This window comes from Mycobacterium sp. 852013-50091_SCH5140682, assembly GCF_001665685.1.
In the GTDB taxonomy this organism is placed as follows: domain Bacteria; phylum Actinomycetota; class Actinomycetes; order Mycobacteriales; family Mycobacteriaceae; genus Mycobacterium.
Genome location: NZ_LZTB01000011.1, coordinates 80082 through 100706 on the forward strand (window position 1 = coordinate 80082; position 20625 = coordinate 100706).

Below are 20625 nucleotides of genomic sequence, written 5' to 3' on the forward strand. Positions count from 1 at the left end.
AGATGATTTAGTGCAGGCTGCCCTAACTTTGTGGAGGCTACCCTATATTCGAGTGACCGAACACGCCTACCCCGAGGTGCCTCGCCGTGACTCCGACCACTGCTCAACCATCCGAATCCGCAGCTCAATCGGCATTGCGCCAGGGCTTCACCGCTTTTCCCGCTGACCGCGCGCAGGCATATCGCGCAGCGGGCTATTGGGCTGATCGGCGCCTGGATTCGCTCTTGCGTGACGCCGCCGAGCAGTGGGCCGACAGCACCGCGGTCGCCGATGGCACGAACGCTCATACCTTCGCCGAGCTCGACGCACTCGCCGATCGCGCCGCAGCCGGCATCGCCGATCTCGGTATCCGGCCGGGTGACCGAGTGCTGCTGCAACTGCCCAATTCCGCTGAATTCGCAGTCGCGTTGTTCGGGTTACTGCGGGCCGGCGCAGTGCCGGTGATGTGTCTACCCGGCCATCGGCTCGCCGAGCTCGCACACTTCGCAGAGGTGAGTGACGCCGTGGCGCTGCTGATCGCCGACACCGCAGGCGGATTCGACTATCGCACGATGGCCGCCGATCTCGTGGCGGCACATCCGCACGTGCGCCACGTGCTGGTGCACGGCGACCTGCCGGAGAACCAACAAGGGTTCCTGTCGTGGACGACGGTGTCGCGCACGGCCACCGGGCCCGTCCCACAGATCGAGCCCGACCTCGCAGGCCCGGCGCTGCTGCTGGTGTCAGGCGGGACCACGGGGGCTCCCAAACTGATCCCCCGCACCCACCAGGACTACGTGTACAACTGCACCGCCAGCGCCGAGCTGTGTAGACTGCGCCAGGACGACGTCTATCTGGTGGCATTGCCTGCCGCGCACAATTTCCCACTCGCATGCCCCGGCCTGCTGGGTGCGCTCAGCGTCGGCGCCACAACGGTGTTCACCGCCGATCCCAGCCCGGAGGCCGCGTTCGCCGCGATCGACGCCCACGGCGTCACGGTCACCGCGCTGGTACCCGCACTCGCGAAACTCTGGACGCAGGCTTGTGATTGGGAGCCGTTGGCACCGAAGTCGTTGCGGTTGTTGCAAGTCGGGGGCGCCAAGCTGGCCGCCGAGGACGCCCGGCTGGTGCGGGCCACCCTGACAGCGGGACTGCAGCAGGTGTTCGGGATGGCCGAGGGGCTGCTGAATTACACCCGCCTCGGCGATCCCGCCGAGATCGCGGAGACCACCCAGGGCAGACCGCTCAGCCTCGCCGACGAGGTGCGCGTCGTCGACGAGGACGGCCACGACGTGGCGCCCGGCGAAGAGGGCGAACTACTGGTGCGCGGGCCCTACACCATCAACGGGTATTTCAACGCCGATGCCGCCAACGAGCGGTCGTTCACCCCTGACGGTTTCTACCGCAGCGGCGACCGGGTACGGCGCAACCAGGATGGGTACCTGGAGGTCACCGGGCGGGTCAAGGACGTCATCCTGCGCGGCGGTGAGAATGTCTCGGCACTGGACCTCGAAGAGCATCTGCTCACCCACCCCGCGGTCTGGTCGGCCGCCGCCGTCCCACTTCCCGACGACTATCTGGGTGAGAAGATCTGCGCTGCCGTGGTTTTCACCGGAGCACCGGTGACGCTGGCCGAGCTGCACAGCCACCTGGAGCGGCGCGGTGTGGCGTCCCATGCCCGGCCCGATGTGCTGGTGCCGATGACGACGCTACCCACCACGGCCGTCGGCAAGATCGATAAGAAAGCGATTCTGGCGCAGCTGACTCAGTGAGCGCGAAACAGACGTCAGGGTTGTTCTCATCGCGCGAGAGCAACCCTGACGTCCGTTTCGACGAAACTCAGGCGCGCGGCACCAGGTGCGGCGCGAGCGTCGTGAGCTTCTCGCAGGTCTCCTCGAACTCCCGCTCGGGCGTGGAGTCCGCGATGATGCCCGCACCGGCGCGCAGCCAGGTGCGGCCCTCCGATTCGTAGGCCGAACGCAACGTCAGGGCCGCATCCATGCCACCGTCGGCCGAAAAGGTCACCACCGCTCCGGAATACAGGCCGCGTGGACCCTCGTCGAGACGCAGGATGGCATCGACGCTTTCGGCCTTGGGGATGCCGGACGCGGTGACCGCCGGGAACAACGCTTCAAGCGCGTCCATCCGGTCCATCGAGCGGAGCAACTGCCCACCGACCGTCGAGCCGAGGTGCTGGACGCTCCCCCGCTCCCGCACCGTCATGAAGTCCAGCACCACCGCGGTTCCGGGCTCGGCCACCTCCGTGATCTCCTGCACCGACGTGCGCACCGAAATCGCGTGCTCGACGATCTCTTTCGGATTGGATTCCAGGTCTTGACGGGCGGCCTGGTCGTGATCCGGACCGAGGCCGAAAGCCCTTGTGCCGGCCAGCGGTTCGGTCAGCACGGTGCCGTCGGCCTGCACCGCCGCCACCAGTTCGGGACTGTAGCCCAGCGCCCGGATCCCGCCGAGGTGCAACAGGAATGACCGCGCGGGAGTGTTGTGGTGCCGGCCCACCCGGTAGGTGGCCGGAAAGTCCACGGCGAACGGCACATCGAGGCGCCGCGACAGGATGACCTTCTGATAGCGCCCGCCGTTGATCTCATCGATGGCGGTGGCGACGCGACCACGATAGCCGGCAGCATCGCGCCGGACGTCGACGGCACTGGCCGCCGGAAGATCCCCGGGTCCCTCGGCGAGGAGTCGACGAAGGGTCTCGATCTGCCGGTCGTCCGCGCCGACCAACCGGATTCGATCGGCGGAGACGATGAACTGGGTTCGGGGCCGCAGGATCCGGGCCAGCGGCGTGCCCGGCGCCAACTTCTGCTGAAGACCGAACCGGTAGGTACCGAACTCGAAGGCCACCCAGCCGAACAGCCGGTCGGTTTCCAGCAGCATCCGGTCGACGGCCTCACCCAGCGCGGCACCGGGCCTGCCGCTCCACGTCTGGCGGCGCACCACGCCGTCCTGGATGACCCGCAACTCGTCGGAGTCGAGTTCGATGACGGCGTGCACACCGACAGCCAGCGTCCACTCGCCGTCGCGTTCGTAGCCGACGTAGTCCTCGCCGTCGTGTTCGGGAAGCGCCTGGGCCAGCTCGGCCACCAGATCGATGGGGTTCACGCCCGGCGGTAGCTCAAGGGCGATGGACTCGACTGATTCGGACGCCGCGCTGCTCACCTTCGACACGAGAAGTAAATGTAGCCTAACCTTGCTTATCCGGGCGGGCTACGCTCGCGGCCAACACTGTGATGCGCGTTATGCCAGCAACGTGCGCACCACACCGTCTGCCAGCAACCGGCCGCGGTCGGTCAGCACCAGCCGCTCATCGGCACTCACGACCAATCCCTCGTCGACCAATCCCGGCACCCGCGATCGCTCGTCGCCATCGAGCAGGCCGAGCGCCAGGCCGTCGCGCAGCCGTAGCCGCAGCATCACGTCCTCGGTATGGCGGGCGCCCGCGTCGAGATCCTCGAAATCGGCGATCGGCAGCTCACCGCGGCCGAGGGCTTCGGCATAGGCGTTGGGATGCTTGATGTTCCACCAGCGTTTCGTGCCGAGGAAGCCGTGGGCTCCCGGGCCGGCACCCCACCATTCCCCGCCTTGCCAGTACCCGAGGTTGTGTTGGCACTCGCCGCCGGGCCGGCTCCAGTTGGACACCTCATACCACTGGAATCCGGCGGCCGACAGATGCGCGTCGAGCAGTTCGTAGCGGTGCGCGAGCACGTCGTCGTCGGGTGCGGCGATCTCTCCCTTGCGTACCCGCCGGGCCAGCGCCGTGCCGTCCTCCACGACCAGCGCGTACGCCGAGACATGGTCGACCCCGGCATGCACGGCAGCGTCGACGGAGCGCCGCAGATCGTCGTCGGACTCGCCCGGCGTGCCGTAGATCAGGTCGAGGTTGACGTGGTCGAACCCCGCCGCACGCGCCTCTGCGGCAGCGGCCAGCGCGCGACCGGGCGAGTGCGTGCGGTCCAGAACCGCGAGAACGTGTGGCACCACCGACTGCATGCCGAGGGAAATTCGCGTGTAGCCGGCCTCGCGCAGTCCCTGGAAAAACTCCGGCGACGTCGATTCGGGGTTGGACTCGGTGGTCACCTCGGCGTCGGGTGCCAGCGTGAAGTTGTCCCGCACGGCGCCCAGCACTGCGGCCAGCCCGTCGCTGCCGAGCATCGACGGAGTGCCGCCACCGACGAACACGGTCTGCACCGGCACGGCGCCGACCTGGGCGGCGGCCAGTGCGAGTTCGATGCGCAGTGCGGCCAGCCAACCGTCAGGGTTCGCACCGCCCAACTCACCCGGGGTGTAGGTGTTGAAGTCGCAGTATCCGCACCGGGTCGCGCAGAACGGCACGTGGATGTAGATGCCGAACAACCGGCCTGCGGGCGACGAACGCGTACTCATGCGAATAATTTTCCCAGACTTGTGCAGCGAGGACTTTTGCTCACCGCGAGCGCAAATATGGCCCGGTTAGGGCAGGTGGCGACAATCGTGGCACAATAGCGGGCGTGACCCCCGCCCGTAACAGCACCACCCGCGTTCTGCTGGTGGCACGGCGGCATGTCGACTTCAAGCGCGTCTGTAGCTGTTGCTGTCTGCCTTGATCATGCGTTGATTTCGGACCCCGCCCGCCCAATACATTCAGCTGGCCGCCGGATCTGCGCCGCCGGACAGCCCCACCGGTGATCCCGCGCGATCCAGTAGCCGGCTCCAGCCTAGGAGCCACCCTCATGACCGAAGTCAAGACTGAGGCCAAAGCCCGCCCCGCGAAGACCCGCGACGAAGGCCAGTGGGCGCTTGGCAGCCGCGATCCGCTCAATCACAACGAGCAGTTCAAGCAGGAAGACGACGCACTCAACGTGCGCGCCCGCATCATCGACGTCTACTCCAAGCAGGGCTTCGACTCGATCGCCAAGGACGACCTGCGTGGCCGATTCCGCTGGATGGGCCTCTACACCCAGCGCACCGAGGGCTACGACGGCACATGGACCGGCGACGACAACGCCGACCTGCTCGAAGCCAAGTACTTCATGATGCGCGTGCGCACCGACGGCAAGGCCCTTTCAGCGCAGGCCGTGCGGACCCTCGGAGAAATCTCGGTCGACTTCGCGCGCGACAGCGCCGACATCACCGACCGGGAGAACCTGCAGTACCACTGGCTGCAGATCGAAGACATCCCCGAGATCTGGCGCCGGCTCGACGAAGTCGGTCTGCAGACCATGGAAGCCTGCGGCGACTGCCCCCGCGGCATGCTCGGCTCCCCACTGGCCGGCGATTCGCTGGTCGAGGTGCTGGACCCGACCCCGGCCCTGCGCGAGATCGAGCAGCGCTATATCGGCAGCCCGGAGTTCTCCAACCTGCCGCGCAAGTTCAAGACGGCCGTCTCTGGCCTGCAGGACGTCGCCCACGAGATCAACGACGTGTCGTTCATCGGCGTCAACCACCCCGAGCACGGGCCCGGCCTGGATCTGTGGGTCGGTGGCGGGCTGTCCACCAACCCGATGCTGGCCCAGCGTGTGGGCGTGTGGATTCCGCTCGAGGAAGTCGCCGACGTGTGGGCTGGGGTCGTCGGAATCTTCCGTGACTACGGCTACCGCAGGCTGCGCTCCAAGGCGCGGCTGAAGTTCTTGGTCAAAGACTGGGGCGTCGAGAAGTTCCGGGAAGTTCTCGAGACGGAATACCTGAAGCGTCCCCTCATCGACGGCCCGGCTCCCGAGCAGGTGCCGCACACCGTCGACCACGTCGGCGTGCAGAAAATCCGCAACGGTCTCAACGCCGTGGGTGCCTCGGCCATCGCAGGCCGCGTCTCGGGCACGATCCTGACCAAGGTGGCCGATCTGATGGAGGCCGCCGGGTCGGACCGCGCGCGCCTGACCGCCTACCAGAAGCTGATCATCCTCGACGTGCCCGATGACAAGCTCGACGCGCTTCGCGACGGCCTGGACGCGCTGGGCCTGGACACCCGGCCGTCGCACTGGCGCCGCAACCTCATGGCCTGCACCGGCATCGAGTACTGCAAGCTGAGCTTCGCCGACACCCGCGGCCGGGCCCAGGTGCTGGTGCCCGAGCTGGAGGCGCGACTGGGCGATCTCAACGCCCAGCTGGACGTGCCGGTCACCGTCAACCTCAACGGCTGCCCCAACTCGTGCGCCCGCATCCAGGTCGCCGACATCGGTTTCAAGGGCCAGATGGTCGACGACGGCAACGGCCCCGAGGAAGGCTTCCAGGTGCACCTCGGCGGCAGCCTGGGTCTGGACAGCGGTTTCGGGCGCAAGCTGCGCCAGCACAAGGTGCTCGCCACCGAACTCGGCGACTACATCGAGCGGGTGGTCCGCAACTTCGTGAAACAACGCGAGGGCAGCGAGCGTTTCGCTCAGTGGGCCGTACGGGCCGACGAAGCGGACCTGCGATGAGCCGGTTGCGCGACGAGCGGACAGACAAGGTGAATGACGTGACTGAAGCGGAACTGATCGAGCTTGCCGAGCGTGGCGCGGCCGAACTGGCCGACGCCGGCGCCGAGGAGCTGTTGCGCTGGACCGACGAGCACTTCGCAGGCAACTACGTGGTGGCGTCCAACATGCAGGACGCGGTGCTGGTCGAGATGGCCGCGAAGGTGCGTCCGGGCGTGGACGTGTTGTTCCTCGACACCGGCTACCACTTCGCTGAGACGATCGGCACCCGCGATGCCGTCGAGCAGGTGTACGGCGTGAACGTGGTGAACGTCCGCCCCGAGCACACGGTCGCCGAGCAGAACGAACTCCTCGGCAAGGACCTGTTCGCCCGCAACGCAGGCGAGTGCTGCCGGTTGCGCAAGGTCGAGCCGCTGAGCAAGGCGCTGGCCGGCTACTCCGCGTGGGTGACCGGCATCCGCCGGGTGGAGGCGCCGACGCGCGCCAACGCGCCGCTGATCAGCTGGGACGCCGCCTTCGGTCTGGTGAAGATCAACCCGATCGCGGCGTGGACCGACGAACAGATGCAGGCCTACATCGAGGCCAACGACATCCTCGTCAATCCCCTTGTCTACGAAGGCTATCCGTCCATCGGTTGCGCCCCGTGCACCAGCAAGCCCGCCGCAGGCGCCGATCCGCGCAGCGGCCGCTGGGCGGGGCAGGCCAAGACAGAATGCGGGCTGCACGCCTCGTGACGTCGCTGGTGCTGACCGCCCACGGCAGTAAGGATCCGCGATCGGCGGCCAACGCCCATGCCATCGCGGGACATCTGCGCCGCCTGCTGCCGGATACTGCGGTGCAGGTGGCCTTCTGCGAGCAGAACGCCCCGATCCTGACCGACGTGTTGCCCGACGCCGCGCCCGGTTCGGTCGTGGTGCCGCTGCTGCTGGCCAGCGCCTATCACGCGCGTACCGACATTCCCGCGCTGATCGCCGAGTCGGGGGCCGATGTCATCCAGGCCGACGTCCTCGGTGAAGATCCCCGGCTGCTGCAGGTGATGCGGGAGCGACTCGCGGCGCTGGGCGTGTCCCGGTTCGACAGCGAGCTCGGCGTGCTGCTGACCAGCGTGGGTTCGTCGCATCCGGCGGCCAACGCCCGTACCGCCGCACTGGCCGACACCATCGCCGAAGGCACCCGCTGGGCCGGCGTTCAGGTCGCCTTCGCGACCGGCCAGACCCCGTCACTGCCCGAGGCCGTCGAGCGGCTACGCGCCCGCGGCGCACAGCGCGTGGTGATCGCGCCATGGTTCCTGGCGCACGGCAGGATCACCGATCGCGTTGCTGAATTCGCCTGCGCCGCAGGGATTCCGATGGCCGAGCCGCTCGGCCCGCACCGCCTCGTCGCGGCCACCGTATTGGACCGCTACGAGGAAGCCCTGGCTGCCCGCAGCGCCGACTTCGCTGCCTGACCCGGCCGCGTCGCCGCTCAGCTTCACCCCTGCCCGTGTCGAGCTATGCCTCCACGGGTGTTGGCTGCTACAGATCTGCATGATTTGCCTCATAGGCGTCCGGAGCAAACACACGTTTCGCCCGATCCGCCGCCCTTTCTGAGTCCCATACCTTGGTGATCAGCCGGTTGAACCGGGCAATCACAAGGACAGGGTCGACCCCGCCAACATTGACAGAAATACCCTTGGGGGTATATTTGTTGGCAGATGTATACCCCCCTAGGTATATGAAGCCGGGGGTCGAAGCAAAGGAACGGAAGATGAAGTTCACCCAGTACTACCTGGACTGCCTGTCGCACGCGTCGTACCTGATCGGCGACGAGACCACCGGGCGCGCCGTCGTCGTCGACCCGCAACGCGACATCGCGGAATACCTCGCCGACGCAGAGGAACTCGGCCTGCGGATCGAACTGGTCATCGAGACCCACTTCCATGCCGACTTCGTGTCCGGCCACCTCGAGCTGGCCGAGGCCGCAGGCGCGACGATCGTGTACTCGTCGGTCGCCGCACCCGAGTTCACGTTCATGGGAGTCGAAGACGGCCAACGCATTTCACTCGGAGAGGTGACGCTGGAGTTCCGCCACACCCCTGGCCACACCCCGGAGTCGATGAGCATCGTGGTTTACGAACGCCCCGGCGCAGCGCCCTACGGCGTGCTCACCGGCGACACCCTGTTCATCGGCGATGTCGGCAGGCCAGACCTGCTCGCCTCGATCGGCTTCACCGCCGCAGAACTGGCCGAGAGCCTCTACACCTCGCTGCACGAACAGCTCATGCCGCTGCCCGACGCCACCCGCGTCTACCCCGCGCACGGCGCCGGATCGGCATGCGGCAAGAACCTGTCGACCGACCTGTCGTCGACGATCGGCGACCAGAAGCGCACCAACTACGCACTGCGCGCCCCCGACAAGCAGACCTTCATCGATCTGGTGACCGAGGGTCAGCCGCCGGCACCGGGTTACTTCGTCTACGACGCGATCCTGAACCGCAAAGACCGCGCCCTGCTCCACGAGACCGAGCTGCCGCCCGCCATGGATTACCAGCAGGCTTCGGATGCCCTGGCCCGCGGCGCACTGTTGATCGACGGGCGCAGCCCCGAGGAGTTCGCGCAGGGCCATCTGCGGGGCGCCATCAACATCGGGTTGGCAGGCCGCTACGCGGAATTCGCGGGTTCGGTGGTTCGCCCCGACACCGACATCGTCCTGGTGACCACGCCCGGACAGGAGCTGGAGGGCAAGAACCGCCTCGCCCGGATCGGATTCGACCGCGTGATCGGCTATCTCGCCGATCCGGAACGAACCATGTTCGAGCATCGCGACGACGTGCGCATCGCATCCCGGCTGACCGCGGTGGATTTCGGGCAGCGGGCCGCCCGGATCGACGGCCTGCAGATCGTCGATGTCCGCAACCCGGGCGAGGCCGATGCCGGCATGATCCCCGGCGCCGTCAACATCCCGGTGCGCCAGCTGCCCGACCGGGTCGGTGAACTCGACGCGAACGCACCGACCGTCGTCTATTGCGCAGGCGGCTACCGCTCGTCGGTGGCCGCGAGCCTCCTACGCCAGCGCGGCTTCGCCGATGTCAGCGACATCGTCGGAGGCTACACCGCGTGGACTGATGCAACCCAGAACGCCTGAACAGAAAGAGCTTTGACATGACCACCAAGCACGAGATCCTCATCGTCGGGGGCGGAACCGCCGGCATCACCGTCGCGGCCCGCCTGCTCCGCAAGGGCCACCGCGACGTCGCGATCATCGAACCGTCGGACACGCACTACTACCAGCCGCTGTGGACTCTCGTCGGCGGTGGGCAGGCGCAGGCGCAACAGACCGCGCGCCCCATGGCCTCAGTGCTGCCGAAGGGCGCGGTGTGGATCCACTCGGCGGCACAGACCTTCGATCCGGAGCGCAACACCGTCACCTGCGCCGACGGCGCTTCGTACTCCTACGACGTGCTGGTGGTCTGCCCGGGCATCCAGCTGGATTGGGACCGCACCGAGGGGCTCGCCGAAACGCTTGGTAAGAACGGTGTTTCGTCGAACTACCGGTTCGACCTCGCACCCCGCACCTGGGAGCTCATCCGCAACATGACCTCGGGCACAGCGGTGTTCAGCATGCCGACCGGCCCGATCAAGTGTGGCGGCGCGCCGCAGAAGATCGCGTACCTCGCCGCCGATTACTGGCGCAAGACCGGCGTGCTCGACGACATCGACATCCACCTGGTGGTGCCCACCCCGCGGATCTTCGCCATCGATGCCATCGCGGACAGCTTGGAGAAGGTCGTCGCCGACTACGGCATCCACCTGCACACCGGTACCGAGCTCCGCTCGATCGATGCCGCGGGCCGCAAGGTCACCCTCGCACCCGTCGGCACTGCAGGCGCCGAGACCATCCTCGCCTACGACATGCTGCACGCCGTGCCGCACCAGTCGGCGCCGGACTGGATCAAGAGGAGCCCGTTGTCGACCGCGTACACCGGCGGCGACCCGAACGGCTACGTCGATATCGACAAGCACACCATGCAGCACGTCCGGTACTCCAACGTCTTCGCCCTGGGCGACGCCGGCTCGTCCCCGAACTCGAAAACCGGTGCGGCCATTCGCAAGCAGGCACCGGTGGTGGTCGACAACATCGAGGCAGTGCTGGCGGGACGGCCGTTGACCGGCGCGTACAACGGGTATGCCTCCTGTCCGATCGTCACCTCTGCACACGACATGCTGCTGGCCGAGTTCGACTATTCGATGCAGCTCACCCCGTCCATCCCGGGCCTCGATCCGACCGTGCCGCACCGCAGCTACTGGTACCTCAAGAAGTACGGGCTGCCCGCCCTGTACTGGAACTTGATGCTCAAGGGCCTGGCCTGATCGCCACCCAAACCCGTTACCGCCCTGACCAATACCCACAGGAGAACACCCATATGTCCACCGCGACAGTCACCTCACCGGAACTCAACGAGCTCTTGAAACACGGCCGGGGGCCAAGGATGATCGACGTCCGCACCCCCGCCGAGTTCGAAACCGTCCACATCCCAGGCGCTTACAACGTGCCGCTGGATCTGTTGCGTGAACACCGCGAGGAGATCGCCGAACACGTCGCCGACGACATCGTGCTGGTGTGCCGGTCGGGTCAGCGAGCGAGCACCGCCGGGGAGGCACTGCGCAACGCTGGGCTGACCAACGTGCGCATCCTCGATGGCGGGATGACCGCCTGGCAGAACCTGGGTTTCGACACCCGCCGAGGCACCCAGCGGTGGGACCTGGAGCGTCAGGTCCGCCTGGTGGCCGGGTCCCTGGTGCTCGGCAGCATTCTCGGCAGCCTCGCTGCCCCGAAACTGAAGTGGGTGGCCGCGGGTATCGGCGCCGGGTTGGCCACCGCTGCGGTGACGAACACCTGCACCATGGGCATGTTGCTGGCGAAGTTGCCGTACAACCGCAGCCAATCCTGCGACGCACAGACTCTCGTCGCGCCGCTGCTCGGTTCGCCGGTCTGTAAGGCGTGTTGAGCGTCATGATCGCGTTGACCGTGGCGCTCGCCGCGCTGGTGGGAATATCTCTGGGCCTGTTGGGCGGCGGCGGCTCCATCCTGATGGTGCCGCTGCTGACCTACGTCGCCGGCATGGACGCCAAACAGGCGATTGCCACATCGCTTCTGGTCGTGGGTGTCACCAGCACGGTCAGCACCATCAGCCACGCCCGCGCCGGCCGCGTCCAGTGGCGCAGCGGTCTGCTGTTCGGGGTGGCAGGCATGGCAGGCGCCTACGCCGGTGGCCGACTCGGCCATCTGCTGCCCGGGACGCTGCTGCTGATCGGGTTCGCCGTGATGATGATCGCGTCGGCTGTCGCGATGCTTCGGCGCCGTCGCACGCCGGTCACACCCGCGTCTGCACCGCGCCGCACGCCGATCGGCAAGGCCTTGGCGCTCGGGGTAGCGGTCGGCCTGCTGACCGGAATCATCGGCGCCGGAGGCGGTTTCGTCGTGGTACCGACGCTGGCGCTGCTGGCCGGGCTGGCCATGCCCGTCGCGGTCGGCACGTCGCTGTTGGTCATCGCGATGAACGCACTGGCTGGACTGGCCGGGCAGGTGACCACGCTCAGTGTCGACTGGAAGATCGCCGCGATGGTGACTGTCGCCGCGGTGGTGGGCAGCCTGGTCGGTGCGCGGCTGACCGCTCGTGTCGATGCTGACGTGCTGCGCGCGGGATTCGGATGGTTCGTGCTGGTGATGGCATCGGTGATCCTCGCCGAGCAGGTCCACCCTGTGGTCGGCATCGCCGTCGCAGGCCTGACCGCGGCCGCCGGCGGCTACCGGTATGCGTGCAGCCGATTCACCTGGTGTCCGCTCAACCGGCTGTCGAGCCGGGTGGCGGCCGCGACATGACTCACATAGATACCCCTACGGGTACCATGAAACTCAAGATCGTATCGACTTCGAAAGGGGCACACCATGGTCGGTGACCAGGAAGCCATTGCCGCTGTGCTCAACCGCCTTCGCCGGGCACAGGGCCAGCTCGCCGGCGTGATATCGATGATCGAGCAGGGCCGCGACTGCAAGGACGTCGTGACCCAGCTCGCCGCTGTGTCCCGCGCTTTGGACCGCGCCGGGTTCAAGATCGTCGCAACCGGCCTGCGCGAGTGCGTCACGACCGACCATCGCGATGGATCCGAGACTTTGGACGTGGCACAGCTCGAGAAGCTCTTCCTGGCCCTGGCGTGAGGCGCGTCAGGGGGCGGTGAGCGCTTCGACCTCGCCTCTGCTCGCCGTCTGCGCGTCCCCGGCGATCTGCGGTACCCGCGTGGCCCTGACGTAGACCGTGTCACCCTCACGCAGCCCGAGCGCCTCGGCGTCACCGCGGGTGATCTGCGCGGTGAACGGCACATTGTTGGCGGCGCTGGTGAGTTCGACGCGCACCTCGAAGCCGAGCATCACGATGCGGTCGATGGTGGCCCGCAGCACGCCGGTGGCCTCGGCAGTCCCGTCGCCGGCCGCGATCGCCAGTTCGGGGTTGCGTCCGACCCGGATGTCGTGCGGGCGCACCAGGATTCCGTTGAGCTCCGACACCGCCCCGAGAAACGACATCACGAACGCGTTGGCCGGTTCGTCGTAAACCTCGGTGGGCGAGCCGACCTGCTCGATGCGGCCCTTGTTGAGCACCGCGATGCGGTCGGCCACATCCAACGCCTCGGCCTGATCATGGGTGACCAGCACCGTGGTGACGTGAACTTCGTCGTGCAGACGACGCAACCAGGTCCGCAGATCGTCACGCACCTTGGCGTCGAGCGCGCCGAACGGCTCGTCGAGCAGCAGCACCTGTGGATCGACCGCCAGCGCCCGGGCCAGCGCCATGCGCTGACGCTGACCACCGGAAAGCTGGTTGGGATAGCGCGTCTGAAAACCGCTCAGCCCCACCACTTCCAGCAGATTGTCGACCTTTTCCTTGATCTCGTCCTTGGGCCGCTTGCGGATCTTGAGCCCGAACGCCACGTTGTCCCGAACGGTCAAATGCTTGAACGCCGCGTAGTGCTGGAACACGAAACCGATCCCGCGCCGCTGCGGCGGCACACCGGTCACGTCGTTGCCGTTGATGGTGATGGTGCCCGTGTCGGGCTGGTCGAGGCCGGCGATGGCCCGCAGCAGGGTCGACTTGCCTGAGCCGCTCGGCCCGAGCAGGGCGGTCAACGAGCCGCGCGGCACCTCGAAATCGATGTTGTCCAGCGCCGCGAAATCGCCATAGTGTTTGTTGGCGCCCCGAACGACAATCGCGTCGGTCATAGCTCCTAGCTCCTTCTCGGGCCTACTGCTCGGTCCCGGTCCGCCGGCGGTCGAGGATCACCTGGACCACCAGCACGATGACGGCCACGGCCATCAACAACGTCGAAACTGCATACGCGCCGTACACCGAGTCGGCGGTGCCTCGCGTATAGCGGTCGGCCACCAGCAGGGTCAGCGTCTGCGATGTCCCCGGCAGGTTGGACGACACCATGATCACCGCACCGAACTCACCGAGCGTGCGGGCCACGGTGAGCACGACGCCGTAGGTCAATCCCCAGCGGATCGACGGCAGGGTGACGCGCCAGAACGTCTGCCACCAACTGGATCCCAGGGTGGCGGCCGCCTCCTCCTGGTCGGTGCCGAGCTCGTGCAGCACAGGTTCGACCTCACGGATCACGAACGGAACGGTGACGAAAATGCTCGCCAGCACGATGCCCGTGAAACCGAAGATGATCTTGACGCCGAGGTCACGCTCGACGAATCCGAACAACCCCGCCGAACCCCACAGCAGGATCAGCGCCACACCGACCACCACCGGCGAGACCGCGAACGGCAGGTCGATCACGGCCTGCAGGGCGCTCTTACCCCGGAACCTGTTGCGCGCCAACACCAGCGCGGTCGGCACGCCGAACAACACGTTGAGCGGCACCACGATCGCCACCACCAGCAACGACAACTGCAGCGCTGAGATGGCCGCCGGCGTCCCGACGGAGGCGAAGAACGCACCGATTCCCGGCGAGAACGTGCGCCACAGGATCAGCCCGACCGGCACGATGACCAGGACGCCGACGTAGGCCAGCGCCAGGTACCGCACCAGAAGGCGGAACCACGGTGACAACGTCATGCCGACAGCTCCTCACGACGGGCGGCGCGCGACCCCACGGTCCGCAACACCAGCAGGATGAAGAACGAGATGACCAGCAGCACAATCGAGATCGCCGCCGCGCCGGTGCGGTCGTCGTTCTCGATGAGGGTGCGGATCCACTGCGAGGACACCTCGGTCTCGCCCGGCACAGCGCCACCGATGAGCACCACCGACCCGAACTCGCCGATCGCGCGGGAGAACGCCAGCCCGGCGCCGGACAACAACGACGGCAACAGCGACGGCAGGATCACCGTGGTGAAGATGACGCGGTTACCCGCGCCCAGCGACGCCGCCGCCTCCTCGGTCTCGCGGTCCAGTTCGAGCAGCACCGGCTGCACTGAGCGGACCACGAACGGCAGGGTGACGAACAGCAGCGCGACGCCCACACCCCATTTGGTGTGCTGCAGGTGCAGCCCGACCGGGCTGGCCGGCCCGTACAGCGCCAGCATCACCAGGCTGGCGACGATGGTCGGCAGCGCGAACGGCAAGTCGATCACCGAGTCGACGATGCGTTTGCCCGGGAAATCGTCACGCGTGAGCACCCAGGCCACCATGAGCCCGAACACCAGGTTGATCACCGTGACCCCGGCGGAGATGGACAGCGTCACCCGGAACGAGTCCAGGGCGGCGTTGGAGGTGACGGCCTGCCAGAACGCCGTCCACCCGCCGCCGACGGACTGCCACACGATGGCGGCCAGCGGCAGCAGCACGATGACGCTCAGCCAGATCGATGCCGCGCCGACCCGCAGAGAGGTCGTGCCATAGCGGCCGCGGAACACGCCGGGAGCGGAATCTCCCGGCGTGGTCACGGACGCCGACTCGGTCTCGGCTGAAGCGGTCATCCAGTCGCCTGCTTGTAGATCTTGGTGATCGAACCATTGTCCTTGTCGAACAGGGCCGGGTCGACCGTCTTCCAGCCGCCCAGGTCAGCGATGGTCCACAGCTTCTCCGGCGTCGGGAAGTCCTTGGCGAAGTCAGCGGCCACCGCCGGGTCCACCGGCCGGAAGCCGGCCTCGGCCCACAGCTTCTGCCCTTCCGGCGTGTACAGGAAGTTCTTCAGCGCATTGGCCTGCTCGGCGTGGGCGCTGGTCTTGACCACCGCGACCGGGTTTTCGATCTTGAACGTCGCGGGCGGGTTGATGTGCTCGACATCCTTACCCTGCCGCTCGACATTGATGGCCTCGTTCTCGTAGCTGATCAGCACGTCACCGGTGCCCTGCAAGAACACGTCGGTGGCTTCGCGGCCCGAGCCCGGGCGCGTCTTGACGTGTTCGGTGACCAGCTTGCTGACGAAGTCGATGCCCGCCGCGGTGTCCTTGCCACCATTGCTCTTGGCGGCGTACGGCGCGAGCAGGTTCCACTTGGCCGAGCCGGAGCTCAGCGGGCTCGGGGTGACCACCTCGACGCCCGGCTTGAGCAGATCGTCCCAGTCCTTGATGCCCTTGGGGTTGCCCTTGCGCACGACCAGCGACACCACCGAGCCGAACGGGATGCCCTTGGTATTGCCTGCGTTCCAGTCGTCGGCGACCTTGCCCGCCTTGACCAGACGGGTGACGTCGGGTTCGACCGAGAAGTTGACGATGTCGGCCGGCTTGCCGTCGACCACGGCCCGCGACTGGTCGCCGGACGCGCCGTAGGACGGCGTCACCCCGACGCCCTTGCCCTCGTCCGTCGCGGCGAACGCGGGGATGATCTTGCTCCAGCCGGGTTCGGGCACCGCGTATGCGACCAGCGTCAGCGTGGTCTTGGTGCCTGCGGTCTTGTCACCGCCCGCAACGTCGCTGGCACCGCCACCGCAACCCACGACCAGCGCTCCTGTGGTCGCCAGTACGGCGGCGCTGCGCCAGACATTCTTGATGTTGAACGGGGGATTTTGCACTGCGGACGGGAGGAGCGATCTAAACACTGAGAACCTTCCTTGCAAATGGCGGACAGTACGAGTCCGTCACAACGGAAAGGCGCAGGATCAGTATCCGGGCATAGAACAGCCGTTACCGACACCAAACCGCGGACGGGTTGGGGTCAGCGACAACAGTCAACGTCAGCAACAGCGCAAGAACCCACGGCGATGAGCGCCACGATGTGGCCCTCTGTCGCACCGGTCGCTGTCTGCATGGGCGAAGAATAACAGAATCCCTCGGGGGCGCTCGCCGAGCGCTCCGACGTCAGTGCGCGAGCAACCAGGTGACGATGACGAGCACGACGAGCAAAACCAGCACCAGCGTCACCCGCGACCGGGGCATCCCATTCATACAACGTCCAATTCATCGTCCTCTTTGGTACGGCGCAGCCGGTGCAGACCGTTGATGCCCTGCCCCAATGCACCGTCCAGCAACACCGCGATGCCGTAGGCCAGCGCCAGCACCACGGGCATCACCACGGCCGTCTGAGCCACGAATCCCAATCCGGTCAACCACAGCTCGACGCCGTCCCACCAACTCAGGAGTGCGCCCATGCGGCCAGAGTACGAGATGGCGCCAAATCATCCCTCCTGAGCAGTTACCTTCGACACGCGCGGCTCGGGTAGACGTCGCAGGTACCGGCGGTCGATGATGTGCGGATGGTTCTGCAACAGACTGAGCCCGGTGAGGGTGTGTCACCCAAGGATGTCCAGCAAGTCATCCAGGAAGCCGACGCCCCGTTCACTGTCACGGCCCCCGTTCCGTACACCGGAAGTAATACGCTGCGGAACCCGTTCCCGCCGATCGCCGACTACGCGTTCCTGTCGGACTGCGAGAACACCTGCCTGATCTCCTCGGCCGGGTCGGTCGAGTGGCTGTGCGTGCCACGCCCCGACTCCCCCAGTGTGTTCGGCGCCATCCTCGACCGCGGCGCGGGCCATTTCCGGCTCGGGCCGTACGGCGTGTCGGTGCCCGCAGCACGGCGCTATCTGCCCGGCAGCCTGATCCTCGAGACCACCTGGCAGACCCATACCGGCTGGGTGATCGTCCGCGACGCCCTGGTGATGGGGCCCTGGCACGACATCGACACCCGCTCGCGGACCCACCGGCGCACGCCGATGGACTGGGACGCCGAACACATCCTGCTGCGCACAGTGCGCTGCGTGAGCGGCACGGTCGAGATGGTGATGAGCTGCGAGCCGTCGTTCGACTACCACCGGGTCAGCTCGGCGTGGGAGTACTCCGGTCCGGCCTACGGCGAGGCCATCGCGCGAGCGAGCCGCAACCCCGATTCGCACCCCACGCTGCGGCTCACGACCAATCTGCGCATCGGCCTGGAGGGCCGCGAAGCCCGCGCCCGGACGCGCCTCACCGAGGGTGACAACGTATTTGTCGCGCTGTCGTGGTCCAAGCATCCGGCGCCGCAGACGTACGACGAGGCCGCCGACAAGATGTGGAAGACCAGCGAATCGTGGCGGCAGTGGATCAACGTCGGCGACTTCCCCGACCATCCGTGGCGGTCCTACCTGCAGCGCAGCGCGTTGACGCTCAAGGGCCTGACCTACTCACCCACCGGCGCCCTGCTCGCTGCGCCCACCACGTCGCTGCCGGAAACCCCGCAGGGCGAGCGCAACTGGGACTACCGCTACTCCTGGATCCGCGATTCGACGTTCGCGCTGTGGGGCCTCTACACGCTGGGCCTCGACCGGGAGGCCGACGACTTCTTCTCGTTCATCGCCGACGTGTCGGGGGCGAACAACGGCGAACGTCATCCGCTGCAGGTGATGTACGCCGTCGGCGGGGAACGCAGCCTCGTCGAGGAGGAACTGCATCACCTGTCCGGCTATGACAACGCCCGGCCGGTGCGCATCGGCAACGGCGCCTACAACCAGCGCCAGCACGACATCTGGGGCACCATGCTCGATTCGGTGTACCTGCACGCCAAGTCGCGGGAACAGATTCCCGAGGCGCTGTGGCCGGTACTGAAGAACCAGGTCGAAGAGGCCATCAAGCACTGGCGCGAACCCGACCGCGGCATCTGGGAGGTGCGCGGCGAGCCGCAGCACTTCACCTCCAGCAAGATCATGTGTTGGGTCGCGCTGGACCGCGGTTCGAAACTGGCCGAGTTGCAGGGCGAGAAGAGCTACGCCCAGCAGTGGCGGGCGATCGCCGAAGAGATCAAGGCCGATGTGCTGGCCAACGGGGTAGACAAGCGTGGCGTGCTGACCCAACGCTACGGGGACGACGCGCTGGACGCGTCCCTGCTGCTGACGGTGCTCACCCGGTTCCTGCCGCCGGACGACCCCCGGGTGCGCGCGACGGTGCTGGCCATCGCCGACGAATTGACCGAGGAAGGGCTGGTCCTGCGCTACCGCACCGACGAGACCGATGACGGACTCTCCGGCGAGGAGGGCACCTTCACCATCTGCTCGTTCTGGTTGGTGTCGGCCCTGGTCGAGATCGGCGAGGTGAGCCGGGCCAAGCATCTGTGCGAGCGGTTGCTGTCATTCGCCAGCCCGCTGCATCTCTACGCCGAGGAGATCGAACCGCGCACCGGCCGCCACCTGGGCAACTTCCCGCAGGCGTTCACCCACCTGGCATTGATCAACGCGGTTGTGCACGTCATCCGGGCCGAAGAGGAATCGGACAGCTCGGGTGTCTTCCAGCCCGCGAACGCACCCATGTAGTCCTGCTAGATGCAGGTGGGTCAGAAGCTGATCTCGAACTCGATCACGGTCGGCGCGGGCACGGCCAGCGCGACCGGGGTGAAGCGGCTGTCGTCGTAGGCGACACCGGTGATGACCCGGCCGCCGAAACCGTCGGTCGTGGCAGGCACGCTCGCGGTCAGGGTCACCCGCCCCGCAGTCAGCCGGCCTGGGCGCAGGTAGAAATCGATGCCCGGGGTGACCGGTCCGTCGATCACGGCGCCGTCGGCGTCGACGACGGTCCCGGCCGAAACCGACAATGCGGCACGGTCGGTCGCGTCGAGGCGGAAGGGCCCGAGCACTCCGGCGCCGAGGACCGCCCGCTCGGAATCCAACGCGGGCACCACCGTCGCCCGGCGCGCGGCAGCCGCCCCGGCGAGCAGAAATTCGTAGAGGGCAACCACGCGTTCGGCATTGCGGTAATGCCCGGAACCGTTGAGCCAGAACGTGACTGCCGCGACCTCGACGGTCGTCGCCGGATCGGCGACGATGTGCAGCCGATAAAAACGGTAGCCCTGGTGCCGACGACCCGGGCGCGTCGCGGCGGTGGTGCTGCCGATGCCCAGAGCCTTGCGGTAACTACCTTGTCCCGCATCGATGTTGAGCCCGGAGGCGGCCACGTCGCGCCACTCGATCCCGTCAGCCGACTTCTGCAGGTGCAGCGAGACGGGGGAATCGGCCGTCAATTCGACCGTGTATCCGCCCAATTGGGGGTCGCCGTCGAATTCGAACACGATCGCGCCGGCCTCACGCCGTTGTGCCACGGGCACATTCAGCGGGCGGGTATCCAGATCCAGTCCATTGGTGAAGTGCCAGATGGCGGCCTGGGTGGCGGCGATCGCCTCATGCTCGGCCAGATGCGCCCCGAGCCGCCGCCCGGCGGCGCGTAGCCGACGGCTCAACTCGGCGGTACCCAGGGTCGGATACGAGTTGCGGATGATCCAGTCGACCTCTGCCTCATGGGTTCGCGCCGACAGGTTCGGCACCGCCGACCAGTTCGCCGGCCGGTAGCGCGACGGTGTCGTCGGCGCCACCCCGGTGAAGTCCACCGAGTAGGCGTCGATGTTCGGGTTGAGCCTGATCAGGTCGGTGCGTGCGGTGGAGCCGTCGGCGAACACGATGGTGTCGACCGTCGGCGAATACGTACCGCCGCGGTAGCGCGTCATCCGGGCGATCTCGACGTCGCGGGCACGCACACGGCGGCGCACGGCAACAGGGTTCGAGATGGGAGCGAGTGCAGGCAGAACAGGCATTGCGGGTTGGCTTTCTGGTGGCTGAGAAGAGCGCGAAACGGCGCACCGCCAGATAGGGGCGGGCCTGAAACGCGGGGGCCGGTGTCAGAAAATCAACAACAACAACACTGCACGACGAAGGCGCGCGCCATACCAGAGCGCATCGATCCGTCGTGAGCCATGCCCACACCATACGGCACACACGGCTTAATGCCCAGTTCACGCGCGCGTGACAGGTTTGAATCGGTTTGCGCGCTAACCCTGTCGAATGCGGTGGCA

Annotated in this window: 21 protein-coding genes; 11 read left to right on the forward strand and 10 right to left on the reverse strand. The window is 67.1% G+C overall.

What is annotated here, in order from left to right; genetic code table 11:
- Positions 1-86: 86 nt before the first annotated feature.
- A complete protein-coding gene (locus A5784_RS03875; RefSeq protein WP_064942513.1) occupies positions 87-1751 on the forward strand; it encodes a (2,3-dihydroxybenzoyl)adenylate synthase in 1665 nt (554 codons plus the stop codon).
- A 67-nt stretch (positions 1752-1818) separates the two neighbouring features.
- On the opposite strand, the gene A5784_RS03880 is transcribed toward A5784_RS03875, so the two are convergent.
- Together A5784_RS03880 and hemW are read right to left on the reverse strand one after the other, a co-directional pair.
- The gene (locus A5784_RS03880; RefSeq protein WP_064942515.1) at positions 1819-3168 is read right to left on the reverse strand and encodes a salicylate synthase; all 1350 of its coding nucleotides are present in this window, start codon (positions 3166-3168) and stop codon (positions 1819-1821) included.
- A gap of 69 nt (positions 3169-3237) precedes the next feature.
- Positions 3238-4383 (reverse strand): radical SAM family heme chaperone HemW, encoded by a 1146-nt coding sequence (hemW, locus tag A5784_RS03885; RefSeq protein WP_064942517.1) that lies wholly within the window; start codon positions 4381-4383, stop codon positions 3238-3240.
- Positions 4384-4526: 143 nt separating this feature from the next.
- On the opposite strand from hemW, the gene A5784_RS39780 reads away from it, so the two are divergent.
- From A5784_RS39780 to A5784_RS03900, 4 genes are all read left to right on the forward strand, one after another.
- Positions 4527-4583: an Ms4527A family Cys-rich leader peptide gene (locus tag A5784_RS39780; RefSeq protein WP_353612280.1), complete on the forward strand. Its 57-nt coding sequence runs from the start codon at positions 4527-4529 to the stop codon at positions 4581-4583.
- 126 nt (positions 4584-4709) lie between these two features.
- Positions 4710-6392, forward strand: a complete 1683-nt coding sequence (locus tag A5784_RS03890; protein ID WP_064942519.1) for a nitrite/sulfite reductase — start codon at positions 4710-4712, stop codon at positions 6390-6392.
- Positions 6389-7123, forward strand: coding sequence for a phosphoadenylyl-sulfate reductase (locus tag A5784_RS03895; RefSeq protein WP_064942521.1), 735 nt, complete (start codon positions 6389-6391; stop codon positions 7121-7123). The genes A5784_RS03890 and A5784_RS03895 overlap by 4 nt, the downstream gene beginning before the upstream one ends.
- On the forward strand, positions 7102-7836 hold the full coding sequence (locus A5784_RS03900; RefSeq protein ID WP_064942523.1) for a sirohydrochlorin chelatase: 735 nt from the start codon (positions 7102-7104) through the stop codon (positions 7834-7836). Before A5784_RS03895 ends, A5784_RS03900 begins: the two co-directional genes overlap by 22 nt.
- A gap of 67 nt (positions 7837-7903) precedes the next feature.
- Here A5784_RS03900 and A5784_RS38110 read toward each other — a convergent pair whose 3' ends face one another.
- Positions 7904-8146, reverse strand: a complete 243-nt coding sequence (locus tag A5784_RS38110) for a hypothetical protein (protein ID WP_156750359.1) — start codon at positions 8144-8146, stop codon at positions 7904-7906.
- Here A5784_RS38110 and A5784_RS03905 point away from each other — a divergent pair.
- The 5 genes from A5784_RS03905 (at position 8136) to A5784_RS03925 (ending at position 12587) form a co-directional block, all read left to right on the forward strand.
- A complete protein-coding gene (locus A5784_RS03905; protein ID WP_064942813.1) occupies positions 8136-9512 on the forward strand; it encodes an MBL fold metallo-hydrolase in 1377 nt (458 codons plus the stop codon). The genes A5784_RS38110 and A5784_RS03905 overlap by 11 nt on opposite strands.
- Before the next feature lie 17 nt (positions 9513-9529).
- Positions 9530-10738 carry an NAD(P)/FAD-dependent oxidoreductase gene (locus A5784_RS03910; RefSeq protein ID WP_064942525.1) on the forward strand — a complete coding sequence of 403 codons (1209 nt, stop codon included), beginning with the start codon at positions 9530-9532 and terminating at the stop codon, positions 10736-10738.
- 53 nt (positions 10739-10791) lie between these two features.
- Positions 10792-11376, forward strand: a complete 585-nt coding sequence (locus A5784_RS03915; RefSeq protein WP_064942527.1) for a rhodanese-like domain-containing protein — start codon at positions 10792-10794, stop codon at positions 11374-11376.
- A gap of 5 nt (positions 11377-11381) precedes the next feature.
- Entirely contained in the window at positions 11382-12251 is an 870-nt protein-coding gene (locus A5784_RS03920; protein WP_064942529.1) for a sulfite exporter TauE/SafE family protein, read from the forward strand.
- Between the two features lie 66 nt (positions 12252-12317).
- The gene (locus tag A5784_RS03925; protein ID WP_064942531.1) at positions 12318-12587 is read left to right on the forward strand and encodes a metal-sensitive transcriptional regulator; all 270 of its coding nucleotides are present in this window, start codon (positions 12318-12320) and stop codon (positions 12585-12587) included.
- 6 nt (positions 12588-12593) lie between these two features.
- On the opposite strand, the gene A5784_RS03930 is transcribed toward A5784_RS03925, so the two are convergent.
- From A5784_RS03930 to A5784_RS03950, 6 genes are all read right to left on the reverse strand, one after another.
- Positions 12594-13643, reverse strand: coding sequence for a sulfate/molybdate ABC transporter ATP-binding protein (locus tag A5784_RS03930; RefSeq protein WP_064942533.1), 1050 nt, complete (start codon positions 13641-13643; stop codon positions 12594-12596).
- A 22-nt stretch (positions 13644-13665) separates the two neighbouring features.
- Positions 13666-14487, reverse strand: a complete 822-nt coding sequence (cysW, locus tag A5784_RS03935; RefSeq protein WP_064942535.1) for a sulfate ABC transporter permease subunit CysW — start codon at positions 14485-14487, stop codon at positions 13666-13668.
- Complete coding sequence (gene cysT, locus A5784_RS03940; RefSeq protein ID WP_064942537.1) at positions 14484-15350, reverse strand: sulfate ABC transporter permease subunit CysT; 867 nt, start codon at positions 15348-15350, stop codon at positions 14484-14486. Before cysT ends, cysW begins: the two co-directional genes overlap by 4 nt.
- On the reverse strand, positions 15347-16366 hold the full coding sequence (locus tag A5784_RS03945) for a sulfate ABC transporter substrate-binding protein (protein ID WP_502687491.1): 1020 nt from the start codon (positions 16364-16366) through the stop codon (positions 15347-15349). Before A5784_RS03945 ends, cysT begins: the two co-directional genes overlap by 4 nt.
- A 164-nt stretch (positions 16367-16530) precedes the next feature.
- Positions 16531-16776 (reverse strand): Ms4533A family Cys-rich leader peptide, encoded by a 246-nt coding sequence (locus tag A5784_RS39785; RefSeq protein ID WP_353651899.1) that lies wholly within the window; start codon positions 16774-16776, stop codon positions 16531-16533.
- On the reverse strand, positions 16757-16963 hold the full coding sequence (locus A5784_RS03950; protein WP_029367232.1) for a hypothetical protein: 207 nt from the start codon (positions 16961-16963) through the stop codon (positions 16757-16759). Before A5784_RS03950 ends, A5784_RS39785 begins: the two co-directional genes overlap by 20 nt.
- Before the next feature lie 105 nt (positions 16964-17068).
- On the opposite strand from A5784_RS03950, the gene A5784_RS03955 reads away from it, so the two are divergent.
- Positions 17069-19096: a glycoside hydrolase family 15 protein gene (locus A5784_RS03955; protein ID WP_064942541.1), complete on the forward strand. Its 2028-nt coding sequence runs from the start codon at positions 17069-17071 to the stop codon at positions 19094-19096.
- Positions 19097-19116: 20 nt separating this feature from the next.
- On the opposite strand, the gene A5784_RS03960 is transcribed toward A5784_RS03955, so the two are convergent.
- The gene (locus tag A5784_RS03960) at positions 19117-20367 is read right to left on the reverse strand and encodes a thioester domain-containing protein (RefSeq protein WP_197514629.1); all 1251 of its coding nucleotides are present in this window, start codon (positions 20365-20367) and stop codon (positions 19117-19119) included.
- Positions 20368-20625: the final 258 nt, after the last annotated feature.

Bases quoted from the DNA above. Each gene is read 5' to 3' on its own strand.
- hemW (WP_064942517.1), bottom strand. From the start codon at position 4,383: ATGAGTACGCGTTCGTCGCCCGCAGGCCGGTTGTTCGGCATCTACATC.
- A5784_RS03890 (WP_064942519.1), top strand. From the start codon at position 4,710: ATGACCGAAGTCAAGACTGAGGCCAAAGCCCGCCCCGCGAAGACCCGC.
- A5784_RS03895 (WP_064942521.1), top strand. From the start codon at position 6,389: ATGAGCCGGTTGCGCGACGAGCGGACAGACAAGGTGAATGACGTGACT.
- A5784_RS03900 (WP_064942523.1), top strand. From the start codon at position 7,102: ATGCGGGCTGCACGCCTCGTGACGTCGCTGGTGCTGACCGCCCACGGC.
- A5784_RS03905 (WP_064942813.1), top strand. From the start codon at position 8,136: ATGAAGTTCACCCAGTACTACCTGGACTGCCTGTCGCACGCGTCGTAC.
- A5784_RS03910 (WP_064942525.1), top strand. From the start codon at position 9,530: ATGACCACCAAGCACGAGATCCTCATCGTCGGGGGCGGAACCGCCGGC.
- A5784_RS03915 (WP_064942527.1), top strand. From the start codon at position 10,792: ATGTCCACCGCGACAGTCACCTCACCGGAACTCAACGAGCTCTTGAAA.
- A5784_RS03920 (WP_064942529.1), top strand. From the start codon at position 11,382: ATGATCGCGTTGACCGTGGCGCTCGCCGCGCTGGTGGGAATATCTCTG.
- A5784_RS03925 (WP_064942531.1), top strand. From the start codon at position 12,318: ATGGTCGGTGACCAGGAAGCCATTGCCGCTGTGCTCAACCGCCTTCGC.
- A5784_RS03930 (WP_064942533.1), bottom strand. From the start codon at position 13,643: ATGACCGACGCGATTGTCGTTCGGGGCGCCAACAAACACTATGGCGAT.
- cysW (WP_064942535.1), bottom strand. From the start codon at position 14,487: ATGACGTTGTCACCGTGGTTCCGCCTTCTGGTGCGGTACCTGGCGCTG.
- cysT (WP_064942537.1), bottom strand. From the start codon at position 15,350: ATGACCGCTTCAGCCGAGACCGAGTCGGCGTCCGTGACCACGCCGGGA.
- A5784_RS39785 (WP_353651899.1), bottom strand. From the start codon at position 16,776: ATGAATTGGACGTTGTATGAATGGGATGCCCCGGTCGCGGGTGACGCT.
- A5784_RS03950 (WP_029367232.1), bottom strand. From the start codon at position 16,963: ATGGGCGCACTCCTGAGTTGGTGGGACGGCGTCGAGCTGTGGTTGACC.
- A5784_RS03955 (WP_064942541.1), top strand. From the start codon at position 17,069: ATGGTTCTGCAACAGACTGAGCCCGGTGAGGGTGTGTCACCCAAGGAT.
- A5784_RS03960 (WP_197514629.1), bottom strand. From the start codon at position 20,367: ATGCCTGTTCTGCCTGCACTCGCTCCCATCTCGAACCCTGTTGCCGTG.